At 63.9% G+C, this 15,581-nt stretch carries 18 protein-coding genes, 1 tRNA gene and 1 pseudogene; 9 read left to right on the top strand and 11 right to left on the bottom strand.

From position 1 onward, the window contains the following. Window positions 1–283: 283 nt before the first annotated feature. Window positions 284–664: a transposase gene (locus CG471_RS30550; RefSeq protein WP_180275618.1), complete on the bottom strand. Its 381-nt coding sequence runs from the start codon at window positions 662–664 to the stop codon at window positions 284–286. A gap of 87 nt (window positions 665–751) precedes the next feature. Between CG471_RS30550 and CG471_RS31180 the strand changes: the two genes are divergently transcribed. Continuing rightward, the gene (locus tag CG471_RS31180) at window positions 752–940 is read left to right on the top strand and encodes a hypothetical protein (RefSeq protein WP_257211444.1); all 189 of its coding nucleotides are present in this window, start codon (window positions 752–754) and stop codon (window positions 938–940) included. A gap of 160 nt (window positions 941–1,100) precedes the next feature. Here CG471_RS31180 and CG471_RS06405 read toward each other — a convergent pair whose 3' ends face one another. The 3 genes from CG471_RS06405 to CG471_RS06395 all read right to left on the bottom strand — a co-directional run bounded on the left by CG471_RS06405 (window position 1,101) and on the right by CG471_RS06395 (window position 2,493). Continuing rightward, window positions 1,101–1,913, bottom strand: a complete 813-nt coding sequence (locus CG471_RS06405) for a phosphotransferase family protein (protein ID WP_099231241.1) — start codon at window positions 1,911–1,913, stop codon at window positions 1,101–1,103. Window positions 1,914–1,925: 12 nt separating this feature from the next. Then, window positions 1,926–2,099 carry a hypothetical protein gene (locus CG471_RS31745; protein ID WP_373562046.1) on the bottom strand — a complete coding sequence of 58 codons (174 nt, stop codon included), beginning with the start codon at window positions 2,097–2,099 and terminating at the stop codon, window positions 1,926–1,928. 85 nt (window positions 2,100–2,184) lie between these two features. Continuing rightward, entirely contained in the window at window positions 2,185–2,493 is a 309-nt protein-coding gene (locus CG471_RS06395; protein ID WP_180275626.1) for a hypothetical protein, read from the bottom strand. Window positions 2,494–2,712: 219 nt separating this feature from the next. Here CG471_RS06395 and CG471_RS06390 point away from each other — a divergent pair. Further along, a pseudogene (locus CG471_RS06390) lies at window positions 2,713–2,844 on the top strand (IS481 family transposase); the annotation flags it as partial. A 561-nt stretch (window positions 2,845–3,405) separates the two neighbouring features. Here the strand turns inward: CG471_RS06390 and CG471_RS06385 are convergent. After that, the gene (locus CG471_RS06385) at window positions 3,406–3,918 is read right to left on the bottom strand and encodes an outer membrane protein assembly factor BamE (protein WP_004209273.1); all 513 of its coding nucleotides are present in this window, start codon (window positions 3,916–3,918) and stop codon (window positions 3,406–3,408) included. Between the two features lie 162 nt (window positions 3,919–4,080). On the opposite strand from CG471_RS06385, the gene CG471_RS06380 reads away from it, so the two are divergent. From CG471_RS06380 to dinB, 3 genes are read left to right on the top strand one after another with little or no spacing between them, the layout of a single operon-like run. Further along, a complete protein-coding gene (locus CG471_RS06380; protein WP_099231235.1) occupies window positions 4,081–4,608 on the top strand; it encodes a ubiquinol-cytochrome C chaperone family protein in 528 nt (175 codons plus the stop codon). Further along, window positions 4,605–5,150: a DUF177 domain-containing protein gene (locus CG471_RS06375; protein ID WP_004209271.1), complete on the top strand. Its 546-nt coding sequence runs from the start codon at window positions 4,605–4,607 to the stop codon at window positions 5,148–5,150. Before CG471_RS06380 ends, CG471_RS06375 begins: the two co-directional genes overlap by 4 nt. Before the next feature lie 48 nt (window positions 5,151–5,198). Then, window positions 5,199–6,296, top strand: coding sequence for a DNA polymerase IV (gene dinB, locus CG471_RS06370; RefSeq protein ID WP_099231233.1), 1,098 nt, complete (start codon window positions 5,199–5,201; stop codon window positions 6,294–6,296). Between the two features lie 3 nt (window positions 6,297–6,299). Here dinB and CG471_RS06365 read toward each other — a convergent pair whose 3' ends face one another. Then, on the bottom strand, window positions 6,300–7,103 hold the full coding sequence (locus CG471_RS06365; protein WP_099231231.1) for a DUF1134 domain-containing protein: 804 nt from the start codon (window positions 7,101–7,103) through the stop codon (window positions 6,300–6,302). A 231-nt stretch (window positions 7,104–7,334) separates the two neighbouring features. Between CG471_RS06365 and CG471_RS06360 the strand changes: the two genes are divergently transcribed. Together CG471_RS06360 and CG471_RS06355 are read left to right on the top strand one after the other, a co-directional pair. Further along, window positions 7,335–7,426: transfer RNA gene (locus CG471_RS06360), tRNA-Ser, on the top strand. Window positions 7,427–7,625: 199 nt separating this feature from the next. Continuing rightward, window positions 7,626–7,901 carry an HU family DNA-binding protein gene (locus CG471_RS06355; protein ID WP_017499409.1) on the top strand — a complete coding sequence of 92 codons (276 nt, stop codon included), beginning with the start codon at window positions 7,626–7,628 and terminating at the stop codon, window positions 7,899–7,901. Between the two features lie 111 nt (window positions 7,902–8,012). Here CG471_RS06355 and CG471_RS06350 read toward each other — a convergent pair whose 3' ends face one another. After that, a complete protein-coding gene (locus CG471_RS06350) occupies window positions 8,013–9,542 on the bottom strand; it encodes a UxaA family hydrolase (protein ID WP_099231255.1) in 1,530 nt (509 codons plus the stop codon). A 46-nt stretch (window positions 9,543–9,588) separates the two neighbouring features. Between CG471_RS06350 and uxaC the strand changes: the two genes are divergently transcribed. Further along, complete coding sequence (gene uxaC, locus CG471_RS06345; protein WP_099231229.1) at window positions 9,589–10,998, top strand: glucuronate isomerase; 1,410 nt, start codon at window positions 9,589–9,591, stop codon at window positions 10,996–10,998. Between the two features lie 4 nt (window positions 10,999–11,002). On the opposite strand, the gene CG471_RS06340 is transcribed toward uxaC, so the two are convergent. Further along, complete coding sequence (locus CG471_RS06340; protein ID WP_099231227.1) at window positions 11,003–12,037, bottom strand: LacI family DNA-binding transcriptional regulator; 1,035 nt, start codon at window positions 12,035–12,037, stop codon at window positions 11,003–11,005. Window positions 12,038–12,128: 91 nt separating this feature from the next. Here CG471_RS06340 and CG471_RS06335 point away from each other — a divergent pair, with 91 nt between their 5' ends. After that, window positions 12,129–12,680 carry a phosphotyrosine protein phosphatase gene (locus tag CG471_RS06335; protein WP_099231225.1) on the top strand — a complete coding sequence of 184 codons (552 nt, stop codon included), beginning with the start codon at window positions 12,129–12,131 and terminating at the stop codon, window positions 12,678–12,680. On the opposite strand, the gene CG471_RS06330 is transcribed toward CG471_RS06335, so the two are convergent. From CG471_RS06330 to CG471_RS06320, 3 genes are all read right to left on the bottom strand, one after another. Then, entirely contained in the window at window positions 12,649–13,857 is a 1,209-nt protein-coding gene (locus tag CG471_RS06330) for a carboxylate--amine ligase (RefSeq protein WP_099231223.1), read from the bottom strand. The genes CG471_RS06335 and CG471_RS06330 overlap by 32 nt on opposite strands. Next, window positions 13,854–14,834, bottom strand: coding sequence for a hypothetical protein (locus CG471_RS06325; RefSeq protein WP_099231221.1), 981 nt, complete (start codon window positions 14,832–14,834; stop codon window positions 13,854–13,856). Before CG471_RS06325 ends, CG471_RS06330 begins: the two co-directional genes overlap by 4 nt. Window positions 14,835–14,991: 157 nt before the next feature. Further along, window positions 14,992–15,489: a flavin reductase family protein gene (locus CG471_RS06320; protein WP_099231219.1), complete on the bottom strand. Its 498-nt coding sequence runs from the start codon at window positions 15,487–15,489 to the stop codon at window positions 14,992–14,994. Window positions 15,490–15,581: the final 92 nt, after the last annotated feature.

Genomic DNA, 15,581 nt, shown 5'->3' with positions numbered 1-15,581 from the left:
GGCAGCGCCGCCCGCCAAAAGCTGATCGAGAAGCTCATTCGGTATGGCAGGTTCTTTGCGTCGTGACATAGTGGGACTCCTTGTTGCCCATTATGCCCGGCCACACACGGAAATCCTGACAGTCCCCGCGCGTGCCTTTAGGCGCCTGTTCTTCGGGGCACGACCGCGTAAACGGGTCATCTTCGTCGTCGTTGCCGTTTTGTCGATAAAATAAAGCCGGTGCCGCTCTTCGCGCATGCGCGGCTGCCGGTCCAGTCGCCACCTCCGGCGTGCCAGACTGACATCATCGCGTCCGCACTCCGACGCCATCAGCTGTTTTTTTATATCGGAAGTCAGCTGAAAGGAGGATCCGGGACAAGGAAGCGGGGTGCGCCTTCAGCCCGCTATTTTGCTCCAATTTCTTTGCCAGTTCCGGCATCGTGATGTCAGGTTGCTCGTCCACCCAGCGGATCAATGTCGTCAGGTACGCCGCTAATTTCCCCGCACCTGGCGGTCGGCCTTGCGGTGCCGGTGCCGCTGATCCCGTCTTCGAAACCCGCTGCACAAGCTTGATCGCGCAACTCGGACTGACTCCAAAACGGCGGGCGGCTTCACGCCGCGAGTACCCCGCCAAAACATGTGCCGATATCCGTTCTCGAAGATCGCTCGAATAGGACTTACCCATGTTCCACCTCCGCCAAGAAATGAATCATGGATCCGCAAAAAAGGGAATCTCCAGCGCGATTCCCATTTCAGGTTCGATGCTCTAGATATGGTCGTCGACTGGTCGGTCTTCACTTATCTCTATCCGGGCAAATCCTATCTCTACACTGTCGACGCCTTTTGCGCGCTGAAGCCCGGCGGCAAGATGATCTTCTCCTTCCTCGAATTGGAAGAGCCTGCCCATGACCGGGTATGGAACGCCAATCTAGAGCATCTGCGGACAAGTCATCCCGCATAACATCTCGATGCCTTCCTGCATCGCGACTAGAACCGCCGCTTTGCGCGCGACGCCGGTTTTAAAGAACCACGCTTTACCGGTGGTTTGGGCGAAAGCCACCATCCACCATTCCGCGTTCTGGCAAAGCCTGGCCGAACTGGAAAAGCCAGCCTGATCCTTCTCATCGGGAGACGGGCAGCCCCACCTGTTTCAGCGCCGCGTCCAAATAGCGCATGAACGCCGGCGTTCGCCCGGTGGCATCGCGCGCGCGCAGCCAGGCCAGCGCTACTACGGGCCGCCAGTTATCGATGTCGCGGGAGCTGACACCCGACGCCGCATGGGGCCTGCGCAACCGCCGCGCAGCCCAGTCACGCCACAGGTTCGTTACCCAGTCGGTCGGCCCGACGCCAAATCGCATTAGCATTTCGGATCGCACCACGTCCGCCGCAGGATGTCCGGCTGCTGCCTTCGACCAGTCGATTACCATCAAGCCCTGCGGCGTCATCATGACATTGCCCAGATGAAAATCGCCATGGGTCAGGGTGTCACTATCTGGCAATGTCTCAAGATAGGCGGTGGCGGTGTGTTGCAGCGCATCGGGCGCGGGGCCGTGGACAATATCGGTCGCCAGCACCTGTTTCAGCGACCGCAACTTTCCGCCACCTGTCCGATGCATGGCTGCGTGAAGTTCACCCATCTGGTCCAAAGCCCACCCTGCCCGCATCGGATAGCGACGGACCCAATCCATCAACGTCACGCCCTCCAGTCGGGGATAGACGATGCCCCGTCGCCCATCCCATACCCTTTGCTCAATCGCCACCGCTGTAGGCACGCCGCAGGCTCCGGCATAGACCGACGCGTTGGCCTCGCGCGCGATCATCTCGTTCGACACACTGTCGCGAAACAGCTTCAGTGCCTGACCTGCTCCAATATCGAAAAGTTCCGCGCTCGCGCCTTTGGCTATGATTGAATAGGGGGATGTACGCTCGTTCATTCGGGTATGCTATCAGACCCTGTGGCTATGGTCATGTCCGCGCATAGCGATCTTCACAACGGATAATATCATCCTCCCCGGCATAGGGATCGACCAGCACATCGATAAAAAAATGACGATGCAGCCCGCATTTTCGATCCGGTGCTGTGCCTCGACCGGTATGTAGATAGACTGGCTCTCCATCATTACTGACACGCTACCGTCAAGTGTGACGTGCGCCATCCCTTCGACGATGATCCAATGTTGGACCGGTGGAAATGGCTTTGCAGGCTCAGTGCCGGGCAGTAATGCGTTTGACTTGGAAGTGCCCGCTAATCAGCAGGCTGTCGTGCAACCCCATGGCCGGTGATTCGGGGAGAAAGCCTCTGCTCCGCGCCGCCTTTGTTTGTAGCGCCTCGACCACCTTATTCATGTCCTGCGCACGCGATTTGTCTGCGATCAGCACCGCATCGCTCATCGCCACCACTTCAATATGGCCGATAATCTCCAGTCGGTCGCTTTCGGATCGCAACAACGTATTGCGGCAATCCATCACGGTTGCCGGGCCGGACGGCGAAACTCCAAGTGTGTCCGGCTCCATGTGGCCCCTGACCGCGTTCCAGTCGCCTAGGTCTAACCATCCCACATCATAGGGGACGACAGACAGATTGTCGGCACAATCCATAAGGGCAACCTCGATGGCAGTATTGTCCGCCCTGCCCCACGGGCCGGCCGGTAGGCGCAGAACCCGATATCTGCTTCAGCCTGTTCGTCGCCATGCGAACGCTGTCCAGCATGTCCGGCACTTGCCGTTCGAACACGAACCATCAAGGACGAGACCGTGAAACGCTTCCACTACAAGAGGCATGACTAGCTCCAGGCGCACCACGCCGACTTCATGGCCGCCTACAACCTCGCCCGCCGGCTCAAAACGCTCAGCGACCTTACACCCTAAGAATACATTTGGTAGAAACAGGAAGTCAGAGCAAGACAGCTCATCCTCAACTCGATCCAAAGCTAGCGCGCCCCCTTCCTGGCTCTCGCCTGTACTATCCAAGCCGTCGGCAAAAATTGTGGGCGCTCAATTTTCTCATCGAAGGGATACGGCATCGCCCCTAAGGCTGCCAGCTTTTCTCACACTCGCCAGTAGTACGAATAATCGACAGCGTCGAACGGAGCCACCATTGATCGAAGGCACGGAACCGAATCATTATGTCCACATTCGTCCAGCCTTTTCCACGAATTGAAAGCATGCTAATGATGCCGTTGGCGAATTCGCAAGTCTACGATTTGACTGTAAAATTAATCGTTTAGGTCGTTAGACCGAAAGCTCTTCTGCACCACTTTCCTTCGGTAAGAAGGAAGCAAAAACCGCCGGAAACGGCGGTTTTTTTGTGCCTGGCGCAGCTCGAACCGCTGTCGATCCGATGGCCAGATCATGCCATCCGAACAAAAACGCCGCCCGGTCCATGATGGACAGGACGGCGCCTATAACTTCGCAGTGCGACCAGCCTCAGCTGCCGTTCGGGCCGCCGCCCGGACCGGCGCCGCCGGCCGAGCCGGCACCCATGGCACCCACGGCACCGATATTGCCGAAAATCTCGTCGAACAGGCTGCGATGGCGACCCAGCGTCGGGGTCTTGTCGCCGGTCGGCGAGATGTGCGCGACCTGCTCCAGGCCCATGCGATCGACCGCGACGACATTGCCCGCCGGGTCGAACCGGACATGCAGAACCGTCTGCGACACCGGCTTGGGATTGGAGAAGGCAAGCGAGCGCATGTCGCGCGACACATAATACCAGTCCTGTTCGCCGAACTGGGCGACGAAGCTGGGACGGCCCAGCGTGCCTTCGACCGAGGCACGGTTGTCGATGCCGGGCTGGACGGAGTCCACCAGCAGCTTGTCGACCTGATAGCCCTGATGCGTGCGGATGCGGGTACAGCCCGATGCGCTGATCACGATCGCGCCGAGGCCCAGAGCCAGCAGGAAACGCCCGCGGCGGGACTGGCGGCTAAACTTGCGCATGGTCTTCTCCTGCGGGGACGGGCCCGCGAACCCAAGAAACAGAAAGCCGCCATTGCATCGGGCGGCCCAGCGATCAATATGGAAATGCGCAGGCCCCGGCAAGGGGCGCACGCGCCCGCGAAGCCCGCTGGCCCACATTCCATCACGAAAAGACGGCAACCCATGTCTCAATCCCGTCCTTCCTTCCTCCAGCGCCTGCTGGGCCGCGATGATCCGAAGGCGGGCCTGATGCCGCTTTATCATGCGGTGGTGGCCGAGGGACGGCAGCCGCACTGGTATCTGCAGGGCGGTGTGCCCGATACGCTGGATGGCCGGTTCGACATGATCGTCGCGATACTGGCGCAGGTGCTTATGCGACTGGAGGCGCTGGGCGCGGCGCAGGAGAGCGTGTGGCTGACCGAGCTGTTCGTCGACGACATGGACGGCCAGCTGCGCCAGGAAGGGATTGGCGATGTCGTCGTGGGCAAGCATATCGGCCGGATGATGAGTGCGCTGGGCGGACGACTGGCGGCCTATCGTGCGGCCTTGACGGGGGAGGGCGATCTGGAGGATGCGCTGCGCCGAAACCTGTATCGCGGCGATGCCCCGTCGGCAGAAGCGCTCTGCCATGTCGAGGGCGCGCTGCGCGCACGCTGGACAAGGCTGGCCTGCCTGACCCGCGACGCCTTGCTGGCTGGAGACCTTGGATGAGCGACATGATCGAATTTTCGCGCCCCGTGCGCGCCGACCAGCTGGGCAAGCTGGGTGACAGCCTGGTGACCATCAGCGCCGATGAGGGCGAGCGTGCCGCGCTGATGCGCCGTTTTGCGCTGCTGGCGCTTGATCGGCTGGAGGCGGATTATCGGCTGAGCGCGGAGGGCAGCACGATCCTGGCACGCGGCCGGGTCCGCGCCGCCCTGGCCCAGCCCTGCGTCGCCACCGGCCTGCCGGTGCCCGAAACGATCGACACCGATTTCCTGCTGCGCTTCGTGCCCGAGAGTGGCGACCTGCCCGAGGGCGAGGAACTGGAGCTGGACGCGGAGGATTGCGACACGATCGGCTATGACGGCAATGTCATCGACATGGGCGAAGCGGTGGCCGAGACGGTGGCACTGGCGATGGAACCCTATCCGCGCGCGCCGGAGGCCGACAGCTATCTGCGCGAGGCCGGGGTGCTGACCGAGGATCAGGCGAGCCCCTTTGCCGCGCTGCTGGCCATGGCTAAGGATGAAAAGGGCAAGAAGAAGGGCTGACACGCCCGACTGTTTCCCTTTCGTTCCCATGGTGGCATAAGGCCGGCCATGGACGCCCCGCCGCCCACGCTGCGCAAGATCATCCATATCGACATGGACGCCTTTTATGCGTCGGTCGAACAGCGCGACGATCCGAGCCTACGCGGCAAGGCGATTGCCGTCGGCGGCGGCGGTCCGCGCGGTGTGGTCGCCACCTGCAGCTATGAAGCGCGGAAATTCGGCGTGCGATCGGCGATGCCGGGCGCCAGGGCACGGCGGCTGTGCCCCGACCTGCTGTTCGTGAAGCCGCGCTTCGAAGTCTATCGAAGCGTATCTGCCCAGATCCGCGCGATCTTCGCGCGCTTCACCGACATGATCCAGCCACTCTCGCTCGACGAGGCTTATCTGGACGTGACGCAGAACAAGCCGGGCATCGCGTCGGCGACGCAGGTGGCGCAGGAAATCCGGCGGCTGATCCAGGAGGAAACGGGCCTCACCGCATCGGCGGGCGTGTCCTACAACAAGCTGATCGCCAAGCTGGCGTCGGACCAGAACAAGCCCGACGGGCTGTGCGTGGTGCGGCCGGCGGAAGGCGCCGACTTCATGGCGCGCATGCCGGTGCGGCGGATTCACGGCATCGGTCCGGTTACCGCCGAACGGATGCACAAATTGGGGATCGAGACCGGCGCCGACCTGCGCGATCGCGACTTGCCCTTCCTCCAGACCCATTTCGGCAGCAGCGCGCTCTTCTATTATCATGCCGCGCGCGGTGAGGACGACCGGCCGGTGCATGAGCGGCAGGAGCGCAAGTCAGTCAGCGTCGAGGACACCTTCTTCGAGGATCTTGTCGCCGAGGAGGCGCTGTTGCACGAGATCGAGCGGATCGCGGAAAGCCTGTGGACCCGGATCGAGAAAGCACAGGCCTATGGTCGGACCGTGGTGCTGAAGGTGAAATTCGCCGATTTCCGCATCATCACCCGGTCGCGCAGCTTTGCCGCGCCGGTCCGTTCGGTCGAACAATTGGTGGACGCTGGTCGCGCGCTGCTGAAGGCGCAATTACCGCTGCGCATGGGAGCCCGGCTGCTGGGCCTGGGCGTGCATAATCTGGAAGGCGAGGGGGAAGCGGGGGAGAGCGGCGATGCGGGCGCCCAGCTCTCCCTGCTATGACCGTCAGAAGGGCAGCCAGGTCCGCTTTTCGCTGAACTTCATATAGCCGGCATTGACGCCGAGGCGGTAACCGACGCCCAGGCGGATCGGGATCAGCACCACGCTGCCCCAGCGCAGATAGCTGGCGGTGAAGCCACCGACCAGATAGGCGGTGCCTTCGGCGGCCGGGAAACGATGGTAGAGATCCTGGCTGTCATAGAGATTATAGACCAGGACGAAGGTGTTGGCGGCATTGCCGCCGACGTCGAAGCCGATCGACGGGCCGGTCCAATAGACTTCGCGCTTACCCTCGATCTTGTGGTTGAGCGTGCCCGAACCATAGCGCAGGCCGACCACGAAGGCGCCCGACGCCTCACGCCCGGAAATATAGGCATTGGGCTGGCCCTGATCCTTGAGGATCTTCTCGATGATGCCGGCCAGGCCCTCGGCCCCCTTGCCGAAAACGCCTTCGGCCGCGCCGATCAGATCATCTTCCTGATAGGATTCGCCCGGCGCCATAGCGGCCGGCGGCGAATTGGAGGTGACCGGCGCGCCGGTGGCGGTCGCCCCGCCGGCAGCGGGGGCGGCATTATAAGTGCCGGAATCAGTCGAGCTGGCTGGCGGCGGCAGGCTGGTATCGACGCCGGGATCGGTCGGCGTGCTGTTCTGGACCGGCGGCGGCGCAAGATCGGAATCGATCGCCGTGTTGGGATCGACCGTGCGAATCTGCGCGCTGGCGACCGGCGCCAGCAGGAGCCCGCCGAGTGCCGCCATCAGGGCACCCACCCGTGCGAAGCGGGCGCCCGTGCGCCCCATGCTGCCGATCATTACCCGATACTCCCCGAAGCCCGCGCTTGAAAACATTGGACAGATTATCCGTCGCCAAGCTGAAACGACAATGAACGAACGCCCACCGGAGTCGATTCTAAGCCAGATTGAATCCGATTGTGCAAATCCGCATGAAAAATCGCACATTTGGACCGTTGCCATGGATCAAAGCCGTCGCTATAGCCCGTCGCCTAGCCACTGCCTCCCGGTTTCCGGTAGGCAAATTCGTGCGGAGACGTGGGTGAGTGGCTGAAACCAGCGGTTTGCTAAACCGTCGTAGCCTTAAGGGGCTACCGAGGGTTCGAATCCCTCCGTCTCCGCCACCTTTCCATTGATAATGATCCGGCCGCTCAGGCCGCAACATCGGCCTTCGAACGGCCGGTTGGCATCGTCGCATGCACAAAGCGTCGAAAACGCCCCATTAACCGCACTTTTAAGCGCAATCGGACGCTTGGGGGCGATGGACCTTGGCTTTCGTGCCAGCTATGCAATGCGCGCCAACAACAAAGGAAAGTCTATTCCATGAACAACAGCGACCTCGCCGACAGCCTGGCTTCGGCCAACAACATCACCAAGGCCGATGCTCGCAAGCTGGTCGATGGCGTGTTCGCCGCGATCGCCGATGCTGCCGCGAAGGGCGAAGAAGTTTCGCTCAACGGCTTCGGCAAGTTCAAGGTCAAGGACACGCCCGCCCGCGAAGGCCGCAACCCTTCGACCGGTGCGACCATCCAGATCGCTGCCGCCAAGAAGCTGACCTTCACCCCTGCAAAGGCGGTCAAGGACAAGCTGAACGGCTGAGGAACTGGCCCGGTGCCCGCCTGATGGCGCGGCACCGGGCTTATTCTCCCGGCATCCTCCGGTCCCGCACGGACGGATCGCCCCAACGCCCATTGATCCTTGGGCGAAAAACTAAAGGGTTACGCCGCGCTTCCAGATGCCGATGGCGCGTTCGTCATTTACCTCGTTCCGGGCCGGCGCCCCGTTGGCAATCGCGACGATATGCGCCAGCAGCGCATCGGCCACGGCATCCATCCCTTCCTGCAGGACGCGTCCGGCGTCGAAATCGATCCAGCCCGGCTTGCGATCGGCCAGCGCGCTGTTCGACGCGATCTTGACCGTCGGCACCGGACTGCCGAGCGGCGTGCCGCGACCGGTCGAGAACAAGGTCAGGGTTGCGCCAGCCGCCGCCAGCGCTGTCGTCGACACGGCATCATTGCCGGGGCCTTCCAATATGGTGAGGCCGGTGCGGCTGATCCGGTCGCCATAGTCGATGACGTCGGTCACGGTGGCGATCCCGCCCTTCTGCACCGCGCCCAGCGATTTTTCCTCCAGCGTGGTGATGCCGCCGGCAATATTGCCGGGACTGGGATTTTCCGACACCGGCTCGCCATGGTCGAGGAAATAGCGTTTGAAGCGGTTGACCACCTGCGTCAGCCGATCGAACACGGCCTCATTCTCAGCGCGCTGCATCAACAGCGTCTCCGCGCCGAAAATCTCCGGGATTTCGGTCAGGATCGCGCTGCCCTGTGCCTGGGCCACGGCATCGGCCATCCGACCGATCAGCGGATTGGCGGTGAGCCCGCTCATCGCATCGGAGCCACCGCATTTGACCCCCAAACGCAGCGCCGAAAGCGGCACATCCTGCCGCTGATCCACGCTGGCGAGATCGATCAGTTCGGCGAGCGCCGTCATGCCGGCCTCGAACTCGTCGCTTTCACTCTGCGCGCGCACGGTGCGCAGCCGGTCGCGGCGATCCGGCGGAATGCGCGACAGCAGCGCATCGAGCTGGTTGGATTCGCAGCCCAGTCCAAGCAGCAACACCCCCCCGGCATTGGGATTGAGCGCCAGAGAGGCGAGAATCGCGGCCGTGCCGTCCAGATCGGCGCCGAGTTGCGAGCAACCAAAGGGGTGATTGAAGGCATGGACGCCGTCGATACGCCCCTCCGCCAGCGCCGCCCCCTTCATCGCCAGCCGCTCACCCAGCCGGCCGACACAGCCCACGGTCGGGAGAATCCATATCTCATTACGCGTGCCGACACTGCCGTCGGCGCGGACATAGCCGCGGAAATGCGGGACGGGTCGGTCCGTCGGGGATAGCGGCTGCGGCTGCGCGCCGGTGAAGCGATAGGCCAGTTCGCCCGAAAGCGCGGTGTGGAGATTATGGCTGTGGACATGCTCGCCGGCCAGGATCACCCGCGTCGCCAGGCCGATCGGCGCGCGATAGCGGCGGACCGGCGCGCCGGCCGGAATCTCATGAAGCGCGAACTTGTGCCCGGCCGGGACCGGATCGCGCAACTGCACATCGGCCTTGCCGACCCGCACGGTCTGCCCTGCCTCCAGCGGGTGCAGCGCGACGGCGACATCATCTTCGGGTGCGACCTGAAGGGCCAGCAGCGGGGCGGTTTCGGCAAGGATCGACATGGGTTTGGAATAGGCCATTGCCAGCGTTGGCACAAGGCGGTAACCGGCGGACAAGGAGATCGCCATGCATCCGCTTACCCTGTCGCCCGACCGCCTGTTCCCCGCCGATCCCACGACCCGTTCGATCGCCCGCGCGCTCTATGCCGAAGTCGCCAACCTGCCGATCATCAGCCCGCATGGCCATACCGACCCGGCCTGGTTCGCCACCAATGCCCCCTGGTCCAACGCGACCGAACTGCTGCTGGCGCCCGACCATTATCTGTTCCGCATGCTCTATTCGCAGGGCATCGCGCTGGACGATCTGGGCGTGCCGCATCGTGGCGGCCTGCCCGATACCGATCCGCGCGCCGCATGGCGCCTGTTCGCCAGCCATTATCATCTGTTCCGGGGCACCCCGTCGAGCATGTGGCTAGACCATGTCTTTGCCGAAGTGTTCGGGCTGGACATGGCACTGGACGCGCAAAGCGCCGACCAGGTCTATGATGCGATCAACGCGGCGCTCGCCACCGACGCCTTCCGCCCGCGCGCGCTGTTCGAGCGGTTCAATATCGAATTGCTGGCGACGACCGAAGGGGCGGACGACGATCTGCGCCATCATCAGGCGATTCGGGAATCCGGCTGGCAGGGGCGGGTGGTCACCACCTATCGCCCGGATTCGGTGATCGATCCCGAGCATGAGGAATTTCGAGACGCGCTGGTCCGCTTCGGCAACATGACCGGCGAGGATGTCGAAAGCTGGCAAGGCTATCTGGCCGCCCATGCCAAGCGCCGCGCCGATTTCCGCGCCATGGGTGCGACCGCGACCGACCATGGCTTTGCGACGCCGCGCACCGCCAATCTGTCGACGGTGGAATGCGAGGCGCTGTTCGCGAAGATCGTCGGCGGCACGGCCGATGCCGAGGATGCCGAACTGTTCCGCGCCCAGATGCTGACAGAAATGGCCAAGATGAGCCAGGCCGACGGCATGGTGATGCAGATCCATCCCGGTTCCTGCCGCAACCATAATGCCGCCCTGTTCCACAGCCATGGTCGCGACAAGGGCGCCGACATCCCGATGCGCACCGACTATGTCGGTGCCTTGAAGCCGATGCTGGACGTCGTCGGCAACGACGCCAACCTGACCATCATCCTCTTCACCCTGGACGAGACCACCTATGCCCGCGAACTGGCGCCGCTGGCCGGCCATTATCCGTGCCTGCGGCTGGGCCCGGCCTGGTGGTTCCATGACAGCCCGGAAGGGATGCGCCGCTTCCGCGAGATGACGACGGAGACCGCCGGCTTCTACAATACGGTCGGGTTCAACGACGACACCCGCGCCTTCCTGTCGATTCCGGCGCGGCATGATGTCGCCCGTCGTATCGACTGCGCCTTCCTGGCGCGACTAGTCGCCGAACATCGGCTGGCCGACTGGGAAGCGGCCGAGCTGGCTAAGGAACTGACCGTGGGCCTGGTGCGTCGCGCCTATCGGCTCTGATCGGTCAGGCGGGGGCGGGACCGCTCGATTCCGCCTCCACCAGGCGCAGCGGCGGGGGCAGTTCGGCGGTCACGGCCTGCCCCTCGATCCGGTCGATCAGCTGCTGGGTCGCGATCCGCGCCATATCACCAAAGGGGCGCCAGATGGTGGTGAGCGCCGGCGACACGACATGCGACAGCAGGCTGCCGTCGAAGCCCACGACCGACAGCGACTGCGGAACGGCAATGCCCTTGATTCCGGCGCATTTGAGGACGCCGGCCGCCATGACGTCATTGGCGGCGAAGATCGCCGTGGGCGTGGTCGGCAGCGACAGGAAACGCTCGGCGGCGGCAAGCCCCGACTGGAAGCCGTAATCGCCCTCGGCCTCGTCCAGCAAAGTGACACCGGCGGCGGCCAGCGCCTCGACAAAGCCCGCCCGGCGCTCCTGCGCGGAGATGGCGTTGGCCGGGCCGCCGACCATCGCGATGCGGCGATGGCCAAGATCGAGGAGATAGCGCGCTACCTGTGCGGCCGCCTCGCGCTCGGGCGACAGGATCACATCGGCATAGCCGGTGATCGGCAGGGCCGACAGGGCAACGGCGGGAATGTGTTCTCGCGCCAGGGCTTCGGGCAGGCCGGCAATGCCCGATACCGGCGGCAGCACCACCAGACCGTCAGTGCGCGAGCGGCGGACGAATTGCAGCACATCCTCGACCGAGGCCGCGGCATCCATCGGGGTTGGGTGGACGACCAGTTCATAACCGCGCCGGCCCGCTTCGCCGACGATACCGCGCTGCACGGCGTCGAGCACCAGCGCGTTGCGATCATTATGGACCATGCCGATCAGGAAGGAGCGGCCCATCGCGAAGGCGCGCGCGCGCATGGAGGGACGGAAATTGAGCGCCGCAATCGCCTGCTGGACGCGCTCGCGGGTTTCCGCATTGACCTTGGGCGACTGGTTGAGAACCCGTGATACCGTTCGGATCGAGACGCCCACCGCAGCGGCGACATCGGCAATGGTGGAATCGCTTCCCTGCGGGCTGTCCTTTGTTGATCGCATCTTTGCGGCTAGCCACAGGGAGAGGGAAATCGCAACCTGTTTGGGCTAAGGCCCTTCCAATGGATTCCCTGCTCCCCATCGGCACCGTCGCATGATCAACGCGCGGTTCGGCACATTTCGCGGTCTGGTGCGCCTGGCCCTGTCCTATCCGCAGCTCGCGCTGGGGCGATCGGCCACGCTGCGCCCCAGCCCGGCCGAAGTGCGCCGGCTGGTCTTCGTCTGCCAAGGCAATATCTGTCGCAGCGCCTTTGCCGATGTGGTGGCCCACAAGGCCGGCGCCCGCACGGCCTCTTTCGGCCTGTCGACCACCACCGGACGACCGGCCCATGATCCGGCAATCGCGGCGGCGCAGGCCCTGGGTCACGACCTGTCCGCCCACAAGGCGCTCGATAGGACGGACTATCAGCCGCAGCCGGGCGACCTGCTGCTGGCGATGGAAGTGCGGCAACTGCATCGACTGGCTGCCGATCCGCGCCTGTCGCACCTGCCGCGCCAGTTGCTCGGCACATGGACACAGCCGATGATGCCGCATCTGCACGATCCCTATGGCCTGGACGATCGCTACATGGCCTATTGCCTGCAGCGGATCGAGCAGGCGGTAACGGCGCTGGTCAGGACTTATCCCGGCGCAACGCCTTCCTGACGATCTGCCCCAGATCGCGCAGCAGCGGCCGGGGATCGCTGAAGCTGAAGACATAATAGCGCATGCGCAGGTCGAGAAAGCCGAGCAGATAGGCGCAAAGGTCGCGCCATGGGCGGGCGCGGAAGAAGGGATCGGCGATCTTTCCGCCCATCAGCAATCGCAACAGGCGCTTGGTTTCCGGCACCATGTAGCGGGCGCGCAGCGTATCGCGGGGCAGGGGCGCCGCATCCGTTTCACCCAGCACCGCCCGGCGATAGGCTTCCCAGGCGAAATGGGCATGGCAATGGCCGGCCAGCGGCAGGCTGCCCCAGAAACGGCCGTTCACCTCCATCAACCAGTAATGATCGCTGGCTTCATCATAGCGATATTCGACCATGGCCGGCCCCTGCCAGCCGAGCGCGCGCAGCAATTGTTCGGACAATGCCATCTGTGGCCCATGGCGATCGCGCGGTTCGGCACGGCACAGGGTCGATACGCCCCCTTCGGGCGGCCATTCGTGCAGGCGGCGATGCTGGAAATGCAGGGTCGCATCACCATCGGCCATGAACAGCATCTGCCCGAGGCCCACGCCGCTGCAATATTGCTGGATCATCGGCCAGATACCGACCGGACGATAGCGGGCAAGCAGCGCCTGCAACGCATCCGGCGTCCGTACATATTCCGCCTTGATCCATTCCAGCCCGGCCCGTTCGAGCAGCGGCATAACCGCCGGCGGGTTGGCCCATTTGGCGACCAGCGGATAGGGCATGGATGCGGCATGGGCCTGGAAATCGTCGCCCGCCATCGGTTGCCAGGTTCGCGGTATCAACAGGCCCTGCGCCGACGCGACCGCCAGGGTGCGGCGCTTGTCAATCACCTGGTTGAGCGCTTCGGCGCGCGGAACCAATATATGGCAATCGCCGATCATCGGCGGCAGCAGCGCCAGATCGAGCAGATCGGTCTCCGAAATGGCGAAGACAGCGCGGGCGCCGGTCCGGGCGATCAGGCCGGGCAGCCAATCGGCCGCCGGACCTGACGGCCGACCGGTGCTGTCCGTGCAATAGCGCGATGCCGCCGCGATCCCGCTTGCCGGCCCGACGCCATGGACCGGCACGCCATGGCGGCCGAGTTCCCGGACGATGGTCAGGCTGATCGCATTTTCCAGGCCGATGACGATCGCGCAGGGCAGGCGGCTCACGCAGGCACCAGCCGATGTTCGTAGCGCCAGGTCGCCCAGGCCTGTTGCGCGACACGCAGGCCGGTGCGCAGCCGGTTGGGCGGCACGCGGGTCAGGGTACGGGCGGGGGCATCGGCGAGCGCGGGCGACAGATCATGGAAGCCGGCAGGACGCATGCCCGGCGTCGCCGCTGCGGTCCGGCACAATTGCTCGAACCGGCGCATCACCGCGCGGTTCGGGCGCATCCGGTCGCGCGAGAGCATTTCGAAACTATGGGTGACGATGACGAAGGCATCATGACCTTCCTGCGCGGCGTGACGCATGCCGGCGCGCATTTCGGCGGCCGACATGGCGCAAATTTGTGCAGGGCGGAAATGGCCGGGGCGATCGGCGATCCCCGACACGGGCAGTTCGACCAGCCCCTGGGCGCGAACCGCGCCGATCTGGCCGGCATCCATGCTGATGCCGCACCCATGACCGAGATAGGCCGGATTGACGCTGCTGTCCCAGCCGATGCCGATCGCCGCCAGCGCCCGCAGCGTATCGTCATTGGCGCCGAAATTGCCGGCCCGGAACGCGCTGATCCGCGGAGCGCCCGCCTGTTCCAGCAGGTCGCGACCAAGGCCAAGCAGGGTGATCTGGTCGGCTAGGCTAAAATCGCCGATATTGCGGCCCTGTCGCCCTTCAATCGGCGAATCTTTGGCCCAGGCCAGCCATTCGCTGTGCAGATGGAGCTGCACTTCATGCCCACGCCCGACGATGGCCGCGACGATGGGCTGGAGAAAGGCGGGACCGTGGATCAGCGCGGGCAGGGGATCGAGGAAGAAGACGCCCTTGAGGCCATGACGGTCCATCAGGTCCATCTGCCAGCCGATGCCGAAAGCACCGGCCGCCGTCTCGCCCCAGATCGACTGGCGTAGATTCTGCTCAAGACCGACGCCGCGCTGGTGCAACGCTGCGGACAATTCGGTGTCGATGGTGATGAGCAGCGCAGTCATGATCAGTCCGATCCGGAATGGGGACGATGATAGACGGCAGACGTTAAGGAGCCGTGATGTTTCTGACCCATGTATGGATCATTACGGCCTTTTAACGAGCTTTACCCCTTTTTTCTTGCCCTCTTGCCCGATCAGACGGCGTCGCGCCGCCCGTTCCTCATGCCAGCAGCGAAAATTCGCCATAATTGCCCTGGAAGAACAGCAGCGGCCGGTCGGGCCGTTCCACTTCCAGCGCAACCACCTCACCCAGCACGATATAATGATCGCCGGCTTCATGCACGGCATGCAGGCTGCAATCGATCCAGGCGACGACATTGTCGATGATGGGCGATCCATTGTCGGATACGCGGTGCGACACGCCGGCGAACTTGTCGGGGCCAGGTGCGGCCAGCTGGCGGCAGAGCGGCTGCTGATCGCTGGCGAGGACATTGACGCAGAAGCGGCCGATCTGCTGGATGCGCGGCCAGCTGCCCGAGCTTTTGGCCGGGAAGAAGGCGACCAGCGGTGGATCGAGCGACACCGAGGTGAAGGAGCCGACCACCATGCCAACCGGGGTGCCATCCTCGGCGGACGCGGTGACGACGCACACGCCGGTCGGATAATGGCCCAGGACGCGGCGGAAGGTGGCACTGTCGATCATGGTTGCGCTGTTCATGCCATGGTCTTCCAGCAGACGATGGCGCAAGGCAAGCGAAACCGGTCAGAAACCAACCGGTCGTAGCGGATAGGGGCGGGGCTGGTGCCCCG

It is taken from the genome of Sphingobium sp. IP1 (genome assembly GCF_002708645.1).
Taxonomy (GTDB): domain Bacteria; phylum Pseudomonadota; class Alphaproteobacteria; order Sphingomonadales; family Sphingomonadaceae; genus Sphingobium; species Sphingobium yanoikuyae.
Note: the sequence above shows the minus strand (reverse complement) of the source record. Positions and strands in the feature narration are given on the sequence as shown.